The following is a 15,939-nucleotide window of genomic DNA, read 5'->3' on the forward strand; positions in this document are numbered from 1 at the left end:
TCCCGCTCAGAATGCGTGCTCGACAAAGAGCCCGGACAGTACTTGCTTGTTGCTGTCCGACGGGCCGGCAGCGCCGTTGATAAAGGCCTTGGCGTCCGCGGTGCCCCCCGCCTTCTGGAACGCGGCTTGCAGGTAGACATGGGTTCTCAGCGACAGCGCCTTGTCCAGTTTCAGCAGGACCTGATGCGCGTAGCGATCCTGCAGCGCCGCGTTGCCCTTCATGTACTGGTAGTGAAGGTTGATCGTGTAGCTATCGCCCACAGGCACTGTCGCGCCCGCGCCGAACGTGTCGATCGCGCCATTGGTGAGCGCGTTTCTCACGCGGGTGTAAGACCCGGCAATCGTCGACTCGCCGATGTTCCACTTTGCCCCCAGCCCCATCGTCTGGAAGTGCGCGCGGCTGGTCGGCGTGCTGCTGTCCCTGAAATCCGTATAGGCGACGGCGGCGCCATAGCGCGGGGTTTCGTAGAGTGCGCCGAGGCTATAGGTGCTTCCGTCGTTGATCGAACTGGTGCGCTCGCCGAGGGCGTACATCGCGCCGAGCTTGAGCGGCCCGAATTGCCTGGTGTACTTGGCCGCGTTGGCCAGCGCTTCGCCGTTGGTCCGGTCGGCGTCGAACGAACCCACGCGAGCCGGGCTATAGACGCCGCCAAAATTCAGGAACGGCCCCTGCGGGCTGCCCCAGATGCCGCCGAACCACGAGCCGCTGAAGCCCGGGATCGTCAGGAAATCGAACATGAAGTCTCGCGTGTATCCCAGGGCGAGGTCGCCCAGCGAACCGCGCAAGCCAACGATCGCATTGGTGTTGAAGAGCTGCCCGACCGTCTGGCCGTTATCCGCAAAGAACCGGCCGGCCAGCCTGAAGTACGCCGCCATGTCTGGCGACAACGTCTCGGAACCGTTCATGGCGATGTAGTTGGGCCGGTACGGGCCGGAATCGACGCCATAGCGTGAAGCCCCTCCGACATTCGACGTCACCGTGGGGCCCGCCGTTACCAGGCCGCTGAGTGAGACCCCGTCGGGCTGCGCGGCCGATGCATTGGCCGCCATGCCCAGCGCGGTTGTCGCCAGGCTTGCCAGGCAAAGCCGGCGCAGATGAATTCGTGGAGATGCACTTCCCGTGATGGCAGACCTGCGGCCTTTCGTCCTCATTGTTTCCTCCTTTTGTGGTTTCGGTTGGAGCGCTCACGCTCAGCAGCACAAGGTGGCGATCTCTCTGATATCCGGCAACGACTTGCCGCGTGGGCGATGTCATTGGCCTGTGACCGATACCGATGGTAGAGCGAAGGTGGCGCGGCAAGGCATGACGAAATTGAGAAGCGTCATGCGCAGGTCGCATGGCCTGTGCCGGTGCTTCGAGGCAGGTGAATAAGCATGGCGGACGCGGGCCACGGCACGGGAACGCGCGGTGACGCCAGCGCGGTGCGGACGGCTTTGAAGGGGTGTGTGATTGCCCGCGAATGGGGCAAGCCGCAGGCTCAGTGGCTGCCGGCGTCCCAGGAGGATTCGACGACGCGCCGCAGGCTGAGGATAAAGCTGCGCGTCTGCCGCGTGCTGGTCCGGTCGCGCCGCCAGATGGCCGATAGCGGACCAAGACTGAGGTTGAACGACAGCGGGAGGATGCAAACCTCGCCGCGCGCGGCCATGAAGCGTGCGGCACTTTCGGGGAGCTGCCACAGGAAGTGGCCGCGCGACATCAGTTCGCGCCCCAGTTCCAGCGAGAGCGCGCCCACGATTTCCGGCGCCGGGAGACCGGCTTCCCGGATTTCATGCACCAGCATTTCCCGAAGGATGCTTCCTGGTGGCGCGGAGATCCAGGGGTACTGGATGCACGTCGCGATATCGACATCCTGCCTGGCCAGCGGATGATCCGGAGCGCACGCAAGCACGATGCCGTCATGCACCAGCGCGGCGGTCCGGTAGGTTTCGGCGCTCTGGCTTCTCGGGGCGCGGCTGATGAGCAGGTCGATCGCGCCCGCATCCAGTTTCTCGATCAGGGCTTCGTGCGATCCGACTTCCACCGTGATCTCCACGCGCGGATTCGCCTGGCGGAACTGGAGAATGGCCTCCGCCAGCGGCCACCGGCTGAACATCGAGAAGCAGCCCAGGATCATGTTGCCGAGATCGCCCCTGGCGATGGCACCCAGATCCGCCTCGGCCTTGTGGAAGTCGCTCAGGAGCAAGGCCGCATGACGGCACATCGCGGTTCCGAGCGCGGTGGCCATCATGCCCTTCGCGGATCGCTCGAACAGCTTCCCGGCAACGATCTCCTCGACCTCGGCAACCGCCCGCGAAAGCCCGGACTGCGTCATGTGCAATTGCTCGGCGGCCTTGGACAGGTTCCCAAGTTCCGCGACGGAGAGAATGATCTCCAGATGGCGCGTCCGAAGCTTTCCGCGAAATGGGGTCATCGTTTGTGGATTTGAATGAACTTTCGGGATGCGCCCGTTGACCGGGCAGGTCGGAGCGAACCGCGATCTTACCCGTAAGTGCATGCGTGGCGGCGCCTGCGCCGCCACGCCCCCTTACGATGTTGTGTGTGACCCCGCCACCAGCGCGATGGGTGCTACATGCTCCGTCTTGCCCTCGGCATGCTGCGCCGAAGCCGAGCGCCGATGATCGATCAGCAACACCGCCATCATCGCGATCACCGCCGGAATGGCGATGGCCACGAAATTCTGCTGCAGCGGCAGCGACATGCCCACCAGCGCGCCGATCACGATCGGCGCCAGGATGGCCCCGCTGCGCCCGATGCCTGACGCCCAGCCGATGCCGGTCGCGCGGACCGCCATCGGATAGAACTGCCCCACATAGGCGTAGGTGACGATCTGCGTGCCGATGGTCGAGGCGCCGGCCAGCGCTACCAGCACGAACAGCAGCGCGGTGGGCACCGGGTAGCCCAGCAGCGTGATCGATACCGCGGCCAGGGCGTACATGCCCACCAGCACGTACTTGATATTGAAACGGTCCGCCAGCCAGCCACCGCCGATGGCGCCGATCATGGCGCCGAAGTTCAGCACCAGCACGAAGGTGAGCGCCGAGCCCAGGCTATAGCCTGCACCGGCCATCATCTTGGCCAGCCAGGAGCTGAGCGCGTAGACCATGAACAGGCACATGAAGAACGCTACCCAGAACATCAACGTGGAAAAGCCGCGTCCGTCCTGGAACAGCTTGCCGATGGGCGCGTCGCCCGCTTGCTCGCCGGCGGGCAGCGCGAACCGGTCACCGGGCTGGGGCTGGTAGCCTGGCTCCAGGCGCGAGGCGATGTGCTTGAGTGCGTCGATCTGGCCCGATTTGATCAGGAAGGGCATGGACTCCGGCAAGGACTTCAGGATGACCGGGATCAGCAGTGCCGGCAGGCCAGCGGCGAGGAAGACCGATTGCCACCCGTAGCTTTCAATCATGCCTTTGCCCAGCAGCGCGGCCAGCATGCCGCCCACCGAGTAGCCGCTGAACATCAGCGTGACCATGGTCCCGCGAATCTTGCGCGGGGAGTACTCGGTCATCTGCGCCACCACGTTCGGCATGACGCCGCCGATGCCCAGGCCGGCCAGGAAGCGTGTCACGCTGAACGTCACGGGATCGCTGGTGAAGCCGGCCGCCGCGGTGAAGACGCTGAACAGCAGGATGCAGATGGCGATGGCGCGGCGCCGCCCGATACGGTCAGCCACCGTGCCCATGAAGATGGCGCCGAACATCATGCCGAACAGCGCGGCGCTGACCATGAAGCCGGCGCTGGTGGCGTCCACGCCCATGCCCTTCATGATCGACGGCAGCGCGATGCCGACCACGGCGAGGTCGTAGCCGTCGAAGATGATGATGAGGGCGCACCAGAGGAGGATTTGGGCGTGGAAGCGGTTGAAGCGGGCTTCGTCGGCTAGTTTGTGGATGTCGATGTGGGGCATGGGGGGTCTCCTTTGGGGTTTTGTTTTTGTTTGGTGGGGTTGCTAAACGTCAAAGTCAAAGGCTTAAAGTCAAAGGCGGTTTCACCACCCCTGCGGGGCGGCAGACCTACTTTCTTGTCTTGCCAAGAAAGTAGGCAAAGAAGGCGCGCCGGATGGGGCGACTTCCCCTCGTGATCCAACGAAAAGAGCGGCCGGGACCCAAACTCGCATCGCCTTAAGGCGATACTCAGACATGGGTCCCTCTTTTCCGCTCTTTTCGCCGGATCACGAGGCGCCCCATACGGCCTGGTACACCTTGACGGCTCGCTTCGCATCGCGCGTGGGTGATTTCCGCCCCTCGGGCGGGAATCACGGCTACACCAGTTGGTTGATCCTGCCGCTGGTTGTCTCCCGCTTGCGGGAGAGGGGTGGGGGGAGAGGGCGGGCGCTTGTTATGCCGGCGGGCGCTGGCGTGCACCCGCATTGTTTCTCACGCCGGCGCGCATTCCATCTCCCGCAGCCTGAAGCGCTGGATCTTGCCGGTGGCTGTCTTCGGCAGCGCGTCCATGAATTCGATGATGCGCGGGTATTTGTATGGCGCCAGCCGTTCCTTGACGAAGGCTTTCAGCTCCGTCTCGCTGACCTGCGCGCCGGGTTTGAGTACCACGAAGGCCTTGGTCTTGGTGAGGCCCGCGTCGTCGGGCACGCCAATCACCGCGGCTTCGAGCACCGCGGGGTGCTGGGCCAGCGTGGCTTCCACCTCGAACGGGGAGACATAGATGCCGCTGACCTTGAGCATGTCGTCGCTGCGCCCGGCGTAGCTGTAGCTGCCGTCGGCGTTGCGCGCGTATTTGTCGCCGCTCTTGGTCCAGCCGCCGCGAAAGGTCTCGCGTGATTTTTCCCGGTTGCCCCAGTACATCAGCGCTGCGCTCGGGCCCTGGATATAGAGGTCGCCCACATCGCCGTCGGGCACGGCGTGGCCGTCTTCGTCGCGCAGTTCCACCGCATAGCCCGGCACCGGCCAGCCCGTGGTGCCGTAGCGAACCTGCCCGGGGCGGTTGGACAGGAAGATATGCAACATCTCGGTCGAGCCGATGCCGTCGATGATTTCGCAACCGAAATGCGCGGTGAAACGTTCGCCCAGGTCGGCGGGCAAGGCCTCGCCGGCGGAGGAGCACAGGCGCAGCGAGACCTGCTCGCGCGTGGGCAGCCCGGGCGCGGCGAGCATGCCCGCGTAGCCGGTCGGCGCGCCGAAGAACACGGTCGGCTGATAGTCCAGCCAGCGCCTGAACGTGGCCTCGGGGGTTGGCCGCTCGGCCATCAGCACCACGGTGGCGCCCACGCTCAGCGGGAAGGTCAGGGCATTGCCGAGCCCATAGGCAAAGTAGAGCTTGGCGGCCGAGAAGCAGATGTCGGCCTCGCCCAGTGACAGCACGGGCTTGGCATAGAGCTCCGCGGTCCAGTACGGGTTGCCCTGGCTGTGCAGCACGCCCTTGGGGCGTCCGGTGGAGCCTGACGAATAGAGCCAGAAGCCGGGATCGTCGGGGCCGGTGCTGGCCGGCGCGGCTAGCGGCGCGTTGCGCTCGATCCATGCTTCGAGGGCGATCATGCCATCGGGCAGCGGACCGGCGGGCCGCGAGACGATCACGCTCCCGGCTTCGTGGCCGCCCTGGGCCATGGCCTGCTGCAGCACGGGCAGCAGCGCGCCCGATACCAGCACGGCCTGCGCGCGGCTGTGCTGCAGCATATAGGCGTAGTCGTCGGCGGTGAGCAGTGTGTTGACCGCCACCGGCACGATGCCGGCATACATCGCGCCGAGGAAGCACACCGGCCAGTCGTTGCCATCGTGCATCAGCAGCAGCACGCGTTCTTCCCGGTGGATGCCGCTAGCCTGCAGCGCGGCGGCAACACGGCGGATGCGCTCGGCCAGTTCGCCGTAGCGCATCGTGCCGTGGTCGTCGATGTAGGCGGTCTTGCCGGGGCGCTGCGCGTTGCACGCGATCAGGTGCTGGGCGAAGTTGAACGGCGTGCCGGGTGGCTGGACTTGTGGTTCGGCTGTCATGCTTGTCTCCCCCTATCGACGGATCGATGGATCGATGTTTTGGTGGGTCTGCCGTGGCGGTGCTGGTGCTGGTGCTGGTGCTGGTGCTGGTGCTGGTGGTGGCGGTGGTGCATTAAAGCTGTGCCAGCACGCTGGTGCTTGCCTGCACGGCACTGCGCCGGTGATAGAAATTCAGCGCGCGCAAGCCGCCCAGTTCTTCGCCACCGCCTGCGCGGCCCGGGCCGCCGTGCAGCGATTGCGGCATGACGTTGCCGTGGCCGGTATGCAGCTGGGCAACTTCGGGTGAGATCACGTGGACGCGGCCATGGCTGTCGGCCAGTTCCACGGCGGCTTGGGCCAGCGCATCGGCATCGCTGCCGTAGAGCGATGCCACCAGCGAGCCCTGGCCCCGGCGCACGAGCGCCAGTGCGTGGGCGCTATCGCGGTAGGGCACCAGCGTGGCCACGGGGCCGAACACCTCGGTGTCGTGCACGCGATCGGCAGCGTCCGCATCGCGCGTACCCAGCAGCGTGGGCCCGACGCAGCAGGCCACGGCCGGATCGGCATCGACCAGCGCGTGCGTCGCGCCGTCGTGCAGCACCTCGGCCTGGGCTTGCAAGTAACCCAGCCCTTCGCGCACCGATGCGAGTTGCGCCCGGCTGACCAGCGCGCCCATGCGCACCGCTTCATGGCGGGGATTGCCCACCGTGACCCTGGCCAGCCGCGCGCCGATGGCGTCGGCGGCAGCGCCATACAGCGTCTCGGGCACGAAGATGCGGCGGATGGCCGTGCATTTTTGCCCGGACTTGAGCGTCATCTCCCGCGCGGCTTCCCTGGCCAGCAGGTCGAACGCTTCGCTGCCGGCGGCTTCGCCGGGCAGCAGCAGGGCCGAGTTGACGCTGTCGGCCTCGATATTGACGCGCACCGAGCGCTGCGTCACCGCCGCATGCGAGCGGATCAGCGCGGCGGTCTGGGCCGAGCCGGTGAAGGAGACCACATCGAACGGCTGCAGCTGGTCCAGCAATCCGGCCGCGCTGCCGCATACCACCGACAGCGCGCCGGGCGGCAACACGCCAGCGTCCACCACGTCCCTGACCATGCGCTGGGTCAGCCAGGCGGTGGCTGTCGCGGGCTTCACGATCACGGGCACACCCGCCAGCAGTGCCGGTGCGGCCTTTTCCCACAAGCCCCAGCTCGGGAAGTTGAAGGCGTTGATTAATAGCGCCACGCCGCGCGTGGGCACCAGCACGTGCTGCGACTGGAACAGCGGGTCCTTGCCGAGCCGCGCGGCATCGCCGTCGATCAGGTAGCGCCGCTCTCCTAGCGCGTCGCCGAGCTTGGCATAGGTGCCAAGCGTGAAGATCCCGCCATCGATATCCACGGCGGAATCGTTGCGCACGGTGCCGCTGTTGGCGGTTGCGATCTCGTCATAGGCATCGCGGTTGGCCTGCAGGATCTTGACGACGGCGGCCAGCATGGCGGCGCGCTCGCGGTAGGTCATGGCGCGCAAGGCGGCGCCGCCTTGCTCGCGCGCAAAGGCGAAGCCGGCGGCAAGGTCGAGCCCGGTGGCATCCACGCGCACCAGCGCATCGCCCAGTACAGGGTCGGACAGCGTCGCGCCGGCACCGGAGCCGGCTTGCCAGCGGCCGCCAAGATAGTTGGAAAGCAGTTCGGTCATGAAGGCAATCTCAGCGGGTGAAGTCGATGCGGCCGTCAGGCAGCAGGTAAAGGACGAGCGCGCGGCCGTGGCTGACGGTGGGCCGGTGTGCGCTGCCCGGCGGGCAGACCAGCCAGCCAGCGGGGCGGCCGTCGAACTCGGCGGCGGCGTCGATCGGCACGATCAGGTCGATCTCGCCATTGGGGTGCGTGTGATGCGGCCCGGCGATGTCTTGCATGTCGACCACGTCGACGGAGAACCCGTGCAGGTCGTCGGCCGGCTTGAAGATGCGGCCATAGCGGATGCCGCCGCCCTCGCGGTTGCACAGCCAGCCCTCGGCCACGCCAGCCTGGCAGGCCGCCTTGAGTTCGCTGTAAGTGGCGCTGCCTGCGCCATGCTCGGCATTCAGCCAGGTATCCAGGGCGGCATCGAGTGGGCGGCCAGCAATGCGGGCCGTGAGCCGCGCGATCTGCTCGCGCAATTCGGTGGGGGACATGGAAGGGGCTCCGTTAGGCTCAGCCGGGTTGCATACCCGCGCTTCATGCATTATTGTGCATGTGTGAAACATAGAGCCACCACGAAATCATGTCAAGCACTATATTGCATGTTCCCGGGTTAACGCGGGAGACTGCCGGCGAGCAGGACGGCGATGCCGCGCCAGGCAACGGTAGCGCCGCGGAAGCCGGCGGGGTGGAGAAAAACGCCTTTCTCGCCGCATTGGGCGAGCGCGTGCGTGAGCTCCGCTCGCGCCGGGGGCTGACCCGCAAGGCCACGGCGCTGGCCGCCGGGGTTTCGGAGCGGCACCTGGCCAACCTGGAATACGGCAGTGGCAATGCTTCCATCCTGGTGCTGCTGCAGATCGCCTCGGCGCTGCACTGCTCGCTGGCCGAATTGCTTGGCGATGTGTCCACCTCATCGCCGGAATGGCTGCTGATCCGGGAACTGCTGGAACACCGCGATGAAGGCACGCTGCGCCGCGTGCGCATTGCGGTCGGCGAGATGCTCGGCACCGGCGGCGGCAACGCCGCGCGCAGCCCGCGCGTGGCACTGATCGGGCTGCGCGGCGCCGGCAAGTCCACGCTGGGCGGCATGCTGGCTGAAGACCTGGGCTTTCCCTTTGTGGAACTCAGCCGCGAGATCGAGAAGTTCGCCGGCTGCAGCATCTCCGAAATCCAGGGCCTGTATGGCATGAACGCCTACCGCCGCTATGAGCGGCGCGCGCTGGAGGAAGCCATCCAGATCTATCCCGAAGCGGTGATCGCCACGCCTGGCGGCCTTGTGTCCGACCCTGCCACCTTCAACCTGCTGCTGGCCCATTGCACCACGGTGTGGCTGCAGGCTAGCCCGGAAGATCACATGAACCGCGTGCGCGCCCAGGGCGACTTCCGCCCGATGGCCGCCAGCAAGGAGGCCATGGAAGACCTGCGCCATATCCTGGCTGGCCGCGCGGCCTTCTATTCCAAGGCGGAGTTCAGCGTCGACACCAGCGCCGAGCCGCTGGAGCCCACCTTCCTGGCGCTGCGCGAGCGCGTGCGCTACGCATTGCAACTGCCGCTCTGATTCCTTGGTGGGTAGATGCACAATATTGCTTGACGGAGTTTTGATGTATGAATTATAGTTCTTTCACCAAAACCCAATCCATGCACTATTGTGCTTCATTGCTGAGGAGACACAGCCATGACTACCGCCCCCCGCGTCGAATACCAGACTGATCCGTCCCAGTACAAGCACCTCAAGCTAACCTTCGACGGCCCCATAGCGACGCTGGCGGTAGACATCGATGAGAACGCTGGCCTGCGTCCTGGCTACAAGCTCAAGCTCAACAGCTACGACCTCGGCGTGGACATCGAGCTCAACGATGCGGTCAACCGCATCCGCTTCGAGCATCCGGAGGTGCGTACCGTGGTGGTCACCAGCGGCAAGGACAAGGTGTTCTGCTCCGGCGCCAATATCTTCATGCTGGGCGTCTCCAGCCATTCCTGGAAAGTGAACTTCTGCAAGTTCACCAACGAGACGCGCAACGGGCTGGAGGATTCGTCGAAGCACAGCGGCCTGAAGTTCCTCGCCGCGGTCAATGGCGCCTGCGCCGGCGGCGGCTACGAGCTGGCGCTGGCCTGCGACGAGATCATCCTGGTCGACGACCGTTCCTCCGCCGTGAGCCTGCCCGAAGTGCCGCTGCTGGGTGTGCTGCCCGGCACCGGCGGCCTGACCCGCGTGACCGACAAGCGCCACGTGCGCCACGACCTTGCGGATATCTTCTGCACCACCACCGAAGGCGTGCGTGGCCAGCGCGCCAAGGACTGGCGCCTGGTGGACGACATCGCCAAGCCCGCCGTCTTTGCGCAAAAAGTGCAGGAGCGCGCCCAGGCCCTGGCCGCGCAGAGCGACCGCCCGGCCAACGCCAGCGGCGTGGCGCTGACCCCGCTCGCGCGCACGCTGGAGGCCGACGCACTGCGCTACACCTATGTCACCGTGGAGATCGACCGCGCGGGCCGCAAGGCTGCCTTCACCGTGAAGGGCCCATCCGCCACGCAGCCGACGAGCGTCGCCGCCATCGCCGAGGCCGGCGCCGCCTGGTACCCGCTGCAACTGGCGCGCGAACTCGAAGACGCCATCTTGTCGATGCGCACCAACGAACTGGATATCGGCACCTGGCTGATCAAGACCGAAGGCGACGCCGCCAACGTGCTGGCCATGGACGCCACGTTGCTCGCCAACCAGGATCACTGGCTGGTGCGCGAAACCATCGGCCTGCTGCGCCGCACGTTCTCCCGCCTGGATGTGTCCTCGCGCAGCCTGTTCGCGCTGATCGAGCCGGGCTCGTGCTTTGCCGGCACCTTCCTGGAGCTGGCGCTGGCGTGCGACCGCAGCTACCACCTGGCGCTGCCGGACGACGAGGCGCGCGCGCCCAGGATCACCGTGGCCGAGACCAATTTCGGGCTGTACCCGATGGTGACGGGTCAGAGCCGCCTGGGACGGCGCTTTTACGACGAGCAGCCGGCGCTGGACGCGGTGCGCGCCAAGGCCGGCCAGCCCCTGGACGCCGACGCCGCATTCGCGGTGGGCCTGGTGACCGCCAACCCCGACGACATCGACTGGACCGATGAAGTGCGCATCGCGCTGGAAGAGCGCGCGGCCATGTCGCCGGATGCGCTCACCGGCATGGAGGCCAACCTGCGCTTCAACGGCCAGGAAAACATGTTCACCCGCATCTTCGGGCGGCTCACCGCCTGGCAGAACTGGATCTTCCAGCGCCCCAACGCGGTGGGCGAGAAGGGCGCGCTCAAGGTCTACGGCAAGGGCGACAAGGCCGCGTTCGACTGGAACCGCGTCTGACCTGACACCGCCGATATCGTTGATATCGCACCCGAACCCGAACCCGAACACGCCGCATCCAACGCATAGCCAGCCCGGAGACCATGATGTCCAGCATCAACTACAGCGACAAGATCCCCAATAACGTCAACCTCAGCGAAGACCGCACGCTGCAGCGCGCGCTCGAGCAATGGCAGCCCAACTACCTGAGCTGGTGGAACGACATGGGCCCGGATGGCTCGCAGGACTTCGACATCTACCTGCGCACCGCCATCAGCGTCGACCCGCAAGGCTGGGCGCACTTTGGCCACGTGAAGATGCCGGACTATCGCTGGGGCATTTTCCTGAACCCCGCCGAGGCCAACCGCAAGATCCACTTTGGCGACCACAAGGGTGAAGACGCCTGGCAGGACGTGCCCGGCGAATACCGCGCCAACCTGCGCCGCATCATCGTCACGCAGGGCGATACCGAGCCCGCATCGGTGGAGCAGCAGCGCCACCTCGGCCTGACCGCGCCGAGCATGTACGACCTGCGCAACCTGTTCCAGGTCAACGTGGAAGAAGGCCGCCACCTGTGGGCCATGGTTTACCTGCTGCACAAGTACTTCGGCCGCGACGGCCGCGAAGAAGGCGAAGCGCTGCTGGAGCGCCGCAGCGGCCAGCAAGACAACCCACGCATCCTGCAGGCGTTCAACGAGCAGACGCCGGACTGGCTGTCGTTCTTCATGTTCACCTATTTCACCGACCGCGACGGCAAGTTCCAGTTGTGCGCGCTGGCCGAAAGCTCGTTCGATCCGCTCGCCCGCACCACCAAGTTCATGCTGACCGAGGAAGCGCATCACATGTTCGTCGGCGAGAGCGGCGTCTCGCGTGTGATCCAGCGCACCTGCCAGGTGATGAACGAGCTCAAGACCGACGACCCGGCCCGCTTGCGCGCCGCCGGCGTGATCGACCTGCCGACCATCCAGCGCTACCTGAACTTCCACTACAGCGTGACCATCGACCTGTTCGGCGCGGATGAGTCGAGCAACGCCGCGACCTTCTACAGCACCGGCCTGAAGGGCCGCTACGAAGAAGGCAAGCGCGCCGACGACCACGTGCTCAAGGGCCAGACCTACAAGGTCCTGCAGGCCAGCGGCGGCCAGTTGATCGAAAAGGAAGTGCCGATGCTCAACGCGCTCAACGAAGTGCTGCGAGACGACTACATCAAGGACAGCGTGGCCGGCGTGGAGCGCTGGAACCGCGTGATCGACAAGGCTGGCATCCCTTTGCGCCTGAAGGTCCCGCATAAAGCCTTCCACCGCAATATCGGCGCGCTTTCCGGCGTGAAGATCTCGCCGGATGGCCGGGTGATTTCGGACGCGGAATGGAACGCCAATGTCGACCAGTGGCTGCCTAGCGAGACCGACCGCGCCTATGTGGCCAGCCTGATGGGCCGCGTGGTCGAGCCCGGCAAGTTTGCCGGCTGGATCGCGCCGCCGGTAATGGGCATCAACCGCCAGCCGGTGGATTTCGAGTACGTGCGCTTCAACTGAGCGTCGCGAGTCGAAAGCCAGAAATCGAAAGGCAAGAATCGCAAGAAGGCGGGGGCCCGGTGGGCTCCCGCGGCAAAAGGCCCCGGCCACAGGGGTCGCATCACCCCCGGAGTTCGCCATGGACATGTCCGACATCCAGGTCATCAGGCAGCACCTGATCGACCCCGAGATCTGCATCCGCTGCAATACCTGCGAGGCCACCTGCCCGGTCGCGGCCATCACCCACGATGCGCGCAACTATGTGGTCGACGCGGACAAGTGCAACGGCTGCATGGCCTGCATCTCGCCATGCCCGACCGGCTCGATCGACAACTGGCGCACCATGCCGCGCGCCAAGGCCTACGGCATCGTGGAGCAGTTTGGCTGGGACACGTTGCCTGACGAGCTTTCCTCCGAGCAGCTTGCCGCGCAAGGCGTGGCGGCGGATGCCGAGCCGCTTCTCGAATCCGCCCCGGCGTCATCGCTAGCGGCCGTCACCGGCGAAGACGGTTTCAACAGCGCCCAGTACGGCGCCACCGTGCCGCCGTGGTCGGCCGCGCACGCCTATACCAACCTCTACGGCGCCAAGGCCGCCGCCCGCTCCGTCACGGCCACCGTGGTTGGCAATGCGCGCGTCACCGAGGTCGGGCGCGATTACGATACGCACCATATCGTGCTGGACTTCGGCACCGCGCCGTTTCCGGTGCTGGAAGGCCAATCGATCGGCATCGTGCCGCCGGGCGTGGATGCTAGCGGCCGCCAGCACCATGCGCGCCAGTATTCGCTGGCCAGCCCACGCAATGGCGAGCGGCCGGGCTACAACAATATCTCGCTCACCATCAAGCGCGTGCTGGAAGACCACCAAGGCAACCCCGTGCGCGGCGTGGCATCGAACTATATGTGCGACCTGCAGGTGGGCGACAGGGTAGAAGTGATCGGGCCATTTGGCGCCAGCTTCCTGATGCCCAACCATCCGCGCTCCCATATCGTGATGATCTGCACGGGCACCGGCAGCGCGCCGATGCGCGCGATGACGGAATGGCGCCGGCGGCTGCGCAAGTCCGGCAAGTTCGAGGGCGGCAAGCTGATGCTGTTCTTCGGCGCGCGCACGCAGGAGGAGCTGCCTTACTTCGGCCCGCTGCAGAGCCTGCCCAAGGACTTCATCGATATCAACTTCGCGTTCTCGCGCACCCCGGGGCAGCCCAAGCGCTATGTGCAGGACGTGATGCGCGAGCGCGCGGCCGACCTGGGGCCGCTGCTGGCGGACCCGAACACCTGCTTTTACGTCTGCGGGCTCAAGAGCATGGAGGAGGGCGTGGTGCTGGCCTTGCGGGACGTGGCGCAGCAGGCGGGTTTGTCGTGGGACACGGTGGGCGCCGCGCTCAAGAAGGACGGGCGGCTGCACCTGGAGACGTACTGATTCTCTGAAGATGCGCGCCGCGCCCCCTAGCCCTGGCGCGGGCCCGATCCGGTCACGCCGCCAGCTTGCTCAGGCTTTCCACGGTCTTGATGCAGGCCTGCGCCGCCTCGCGGCCCTTCACGACGAAGTGCTCGCTGAAGAATTTGCGGTGGTCTTCGTGATCGTGGAAGCTTTTCGGCGTCAGCACGGCGGAGAGCACGGGCACCTGCGTATCGAGTTGCACGCGCATCAGGCCGCTGATGACGGCGTCCGCGACGAACTCGTGGCGGTAGATGCCGCCATCGACGACAAAGCCCGACGCTACGATCGCCGCATAGCGCCCGGTGTCCGCCAGCTTGCGTGCATGCAGCGGGATCTCGAACGCGCCAGGCACTTCAATCACGTCCACTGCCTCGCGCGCTACGCCGCGCGCGGCCATTTCAGCGAGGAAGGCGTCGCGGGCCTGGTGAACAATATCCGCATGCCATTGCGCGTGGATAAACGCAAAGCGCCAGGCCGGATTGACGGGTGCGGTGTCCTGGAGGTCGCGGTGGTCGCGCTGGACAGGAGAAACTAACTGATTCATGGCCTTCTTCAGAAGAGTGGGTTACCAGAATCAGGGCGCACGAGTTTAGTCCCCCGGCGCCGGGAGACGGGGCGGGGAACAGAAACATCGCGCTCTCTTTCATCCGGACTATGACCGTCGGCTTCGGAGTTGCACCGAATCTGCTGACCCCGGCTCTCGGAGACTTCGAGGAGAACCGGGCGCTCGCGGGCTTATGCGAAAAAATCGCCATCACCGCCGGTGGGGACTTTCACCCCGCCCTGAGAACGCTGATGCAGGCGCGAAGCCTGCAACGCAGCCATGATACACCGTGATGCGATTGTGAGTTTGGCGTGGCTCAGGCCAGCCGTTTGGCCGTCATGCGCCCGACATTGCTTTTCTCAGGGCTGTTCGTTGAGAATGCGCGGGCTTGCGGCAGGCATCGATTTGCGGTTGCGGCGCGTCTTCACGTCCAGCCACCAGCGATCCGCGTTGTGCGCTTGCAGGATGCTGACGGCCTCGCCCATGCGCGGCGTGCTGACTGGAACGCCGCGCGCGGCGGCCAGCGCGATGATGCGGTCGAAGGGCTCGTGCCAGGCGTGCATGGCCAGGTCGAAGGTGCCGTTGTGAATCGGCAGCAGGCAATTGCCATTCAGGTCGATATGCGCCTGCAGGGTCTGCTCAGGCTGCATGTGCACGGCGGGCCAGTTCACGTCGTAAGCGCCGGTTTCCATCAGTGTGAGATCAAATGGGCCATAGCGCTCGCCGATACGCTTGAAGCCGTCGAAGTAGCCCGTGTCGCCACTGAAGAACACACGCAGATCGGTGTGCAGAATCACCCAAGACGCCCACAGCGTACGGTTGCCGTCAAACGGCGTTCGCCCGGAAAAATGCTGCGCCGGTGTCGCGACAAAACGCACGCCCTCCACCTCGGTGGTTTGCCACCAGTCGAGCTGCCTCACCTTGCCCGCGTGGATCCCCCAGTCGATCAGGCGATCCCCTACGCCGAGCGGCGTCAGGAAGTGCTCGGTCTTGTCCGCCAGTGCCATGATGGCCGCACGGTCCAGGTGATCGTAGTGATCGTGCGAGAGGATCACGGCCTTGATGGGCGGCAAGGCGTCGATGCCGATCGGCGGTTGATGGAACCGCTGCGGGCCAGCCCACTGCACCGGCGAAGCGCGCTCGCTAAAGACCGGATCCGTGATCCAGAAAGCGTTGCGTAGTTTCAGCAGCACGGTGGAATGCCCAAGCCGAAACACCGTGTTGTCCGGCGCGGCGAGCAGGTCAGCCTGCGTCAGCGTTTGCACCGGAACCGGGCCGGCGGGCTGGGTGTCCGCGGGCTTGTCGAAGAGAAAGCGCCAGGCGATGCCGAGGGTCTTGAGCAAGCCGCCCTTGGGCGGCCCGGCCAGGGCGCGAGCCTGGCTCGCGCGCGATTCCGGCGACTGGGTGTAGCTCTGGCGGCTGACGGGGCGGGGCGAATGATTGGTCATGATGGCAATCAGGATCCAAAGTGGGGAGGGGGCAGGGCAAGCGGCGGGGGCCGATCCATCCAGCTTCGATTTGCAAAAACTGTACTGCACAGTGT

General features: G+C 65.8%; 12 protein-coding genes and 1 riboswitch. Of the genes, 4 read left to right on the forward strand and 8 right to left on the reverse strand.

Annotation, left to right across the window (positions count from 1 at the left end; genetic code table 11):
• Window positions 1–6 precede the first annotated feature (6 nt).
• From AC1RQC_RS06680 to AC1RQC_RS06705, 6 genes are all read right to left on the reverse strand, one after another.
• Window positions 7–1,152 (reverse strand): porin, encoded by a 1,146-nt coding sequence (locus AC1RQC_RS06680; RefSeq protein ID WP_492882737.1) that lies wholly within the window; start codon window positions 1,150–1,152, stop codon window positions 7–9.
• Window positions 1,153–1,478: 326 nt separating this feature from the next.
• Window positions 1,479–2,495 (reverse strand): LysR family transcriptional regulator, encoded by a 1,017-nt coding sequence (locus tag AC1RQC_RS06685; RefSeq protein WP_492882739.1) that lies wholly within the window; start codon window positions 2,493–2,495, stop codon window positions 1,479–1,481.
• A gap of 30 nt (window positions 2,496–2,525) precedes the next feature.
• Window positions 2,526–3,905 (reverse strand): MFS transporter, encoded by a 1,380-nt coding sequence (locus AC1RQC_RS06690; RefSeq protein ID WP_492882741.1) that lies wholly within the window; start codon window positions 3,903–3,905, stop codon window positions 2,526–2,528.
• A gap of 469 nt (window positions 3,906–4,374) precedes the next feature.
• Window positions 4,375–5,946, reverse strand: a complete 1,572-nt coding sequence (locus AC1RQC_RS06695) for a benzoate-CoA ligase family protein (RefSeq protein ID WP_492882743.1) — start codon at window positions 5,944–5,946, stop codon at window positions 4,375–4,377.
• Between the two features lie 112 nt (window positions 5,947–6,058).
• Window positions 6,059–7,603, reverse strand: a complete 1,545-nt coding sequence (locus AC1RQC_RS06700; RefSeq protein WP_492882745.1) for a 3,4-dehydroadipyl-CoA semialdehyde dehydrogenase — start codon at window positions 7,601–7,603, stop codon at window positions 6,059–6,061.
• A 10-nt stretch (window positions 7,604–7,613) separates the two neighbouring features.
• Window positions 7,614–8,078 carry a DUF4863 family protein gene (locus tag AC1RQC_RS06705; protein WP_492828956.1) on the reverse strand — a complete coding sequence of 155 codons (465 nt, stop codon included), beginning with the start codon at window positions 8,076–8,078 and terminating at the stop codon, window positions 7,614–7,616.
• 89 nt (window positions 8,079–8,167) lie between these two features.
• On the opposite strand from AC1RQC_RS06705, the gene AC1RQC_RS06710 reads away from it, so the two are divergent.
• The 4 genes from AC1RQC_RS06710 (at window position 8,168) to boxA (ending at window position 13,831) form a co-directional block, all read left to right on the forward strand.
• Window positions 8,168–9,142, forward strand: coding sequence for a helix-turn-helix transcriptional regulator (locus AC1RQC_RS06710; protein WP_492376637.1), 975 nt, complete (start codon window positions 8,168–8,170; stop codon window positions 9,140–9,142).
• A gap of 117 nt (window positions 9,143–9,259) precedes the next feature.
• Entirely contained in the window at window positions 9,260–10,918 is a 1,659-nt protein-coding gene (gene boxC, locus AC1RQC_RS06715; protein ID WP_492376638.1) for a 2,3-epoxybenzoyl-CoA dihydrolase, read from the forward strand.
• 86 nt (window positions 10,919–11,004) lie between these two features.
• Entirely contained in the window at window positions 11,005–12,432 is a 1,428-nt protein-coding gene (gene boxB, locus AC1RQC_RS06720; protein ID WP_492376640.1) for a benzoyl-CoA 2,3-epoxidase subunit BoxB, read from the forward strand.
• Between the two features lie 118 nt (window positions 12,433–12,550).
• Window positions 12,551–13,831: a benzoyl-CoA 2,3-epoxidase subunit BoxA gene (gene boxA / locus AC1RQC_RS06725; protein ID WP_492882747.1), complete on the forward strand. Its 1,281-nt coding sequence runs from the start codon at window positions 12,551–12,553 to the stop codon at window positions 13,829–13,831.
• A 52-nt stretch (window positions 13,832–13,883) separates the two neighbouring features.
• Here boxA and AC1RQC_RS06730 read toward each other — a convergent pair whose 3' ends face one another.
• Both AC1RQC_RS06730 and AC1RQC_RS06735 read right to left on the reverse strand, forming a co-directional pair.
• Complete coding sequence (locus AC1RQC_RS06730; RefSeq protein WP_416051634.1) at window positions 13,884–14,396, reverse strand: 6,7-dimethyl-8-ribityllumazine synthase; 513 nt, start codon at window positions 14,394–14,396, stop codon at window positions 13,884–13,886.
• An 87-nt stretch (window positions 14,397–14,483) separates the two neighbouring features.
• Window positions 14,484–14,647: riboswitch (FMN riboswitch) on the reverse strand.
• Window positions 14,648–14,755: 108 nt separating this feature from the next.
• Complete coding sequence (locus AC1RQC_RS06735) at window positions 14,756–15,844, reverse strand: MBL fold metallo-hydrolase (protein WP_492376641.1); 1,089 nt, start codon at window positions 15,842–15,844, stop codon at window positions 14,756–14,758.
• Between the last annotated feature and the right edge of the window lie 95 nt (window positions 15,845–15,939).

The sequence above is a fragment of the Cupriavidus sp. GW822-FHT03E04 genome (genome assembly GCF_058801495.1).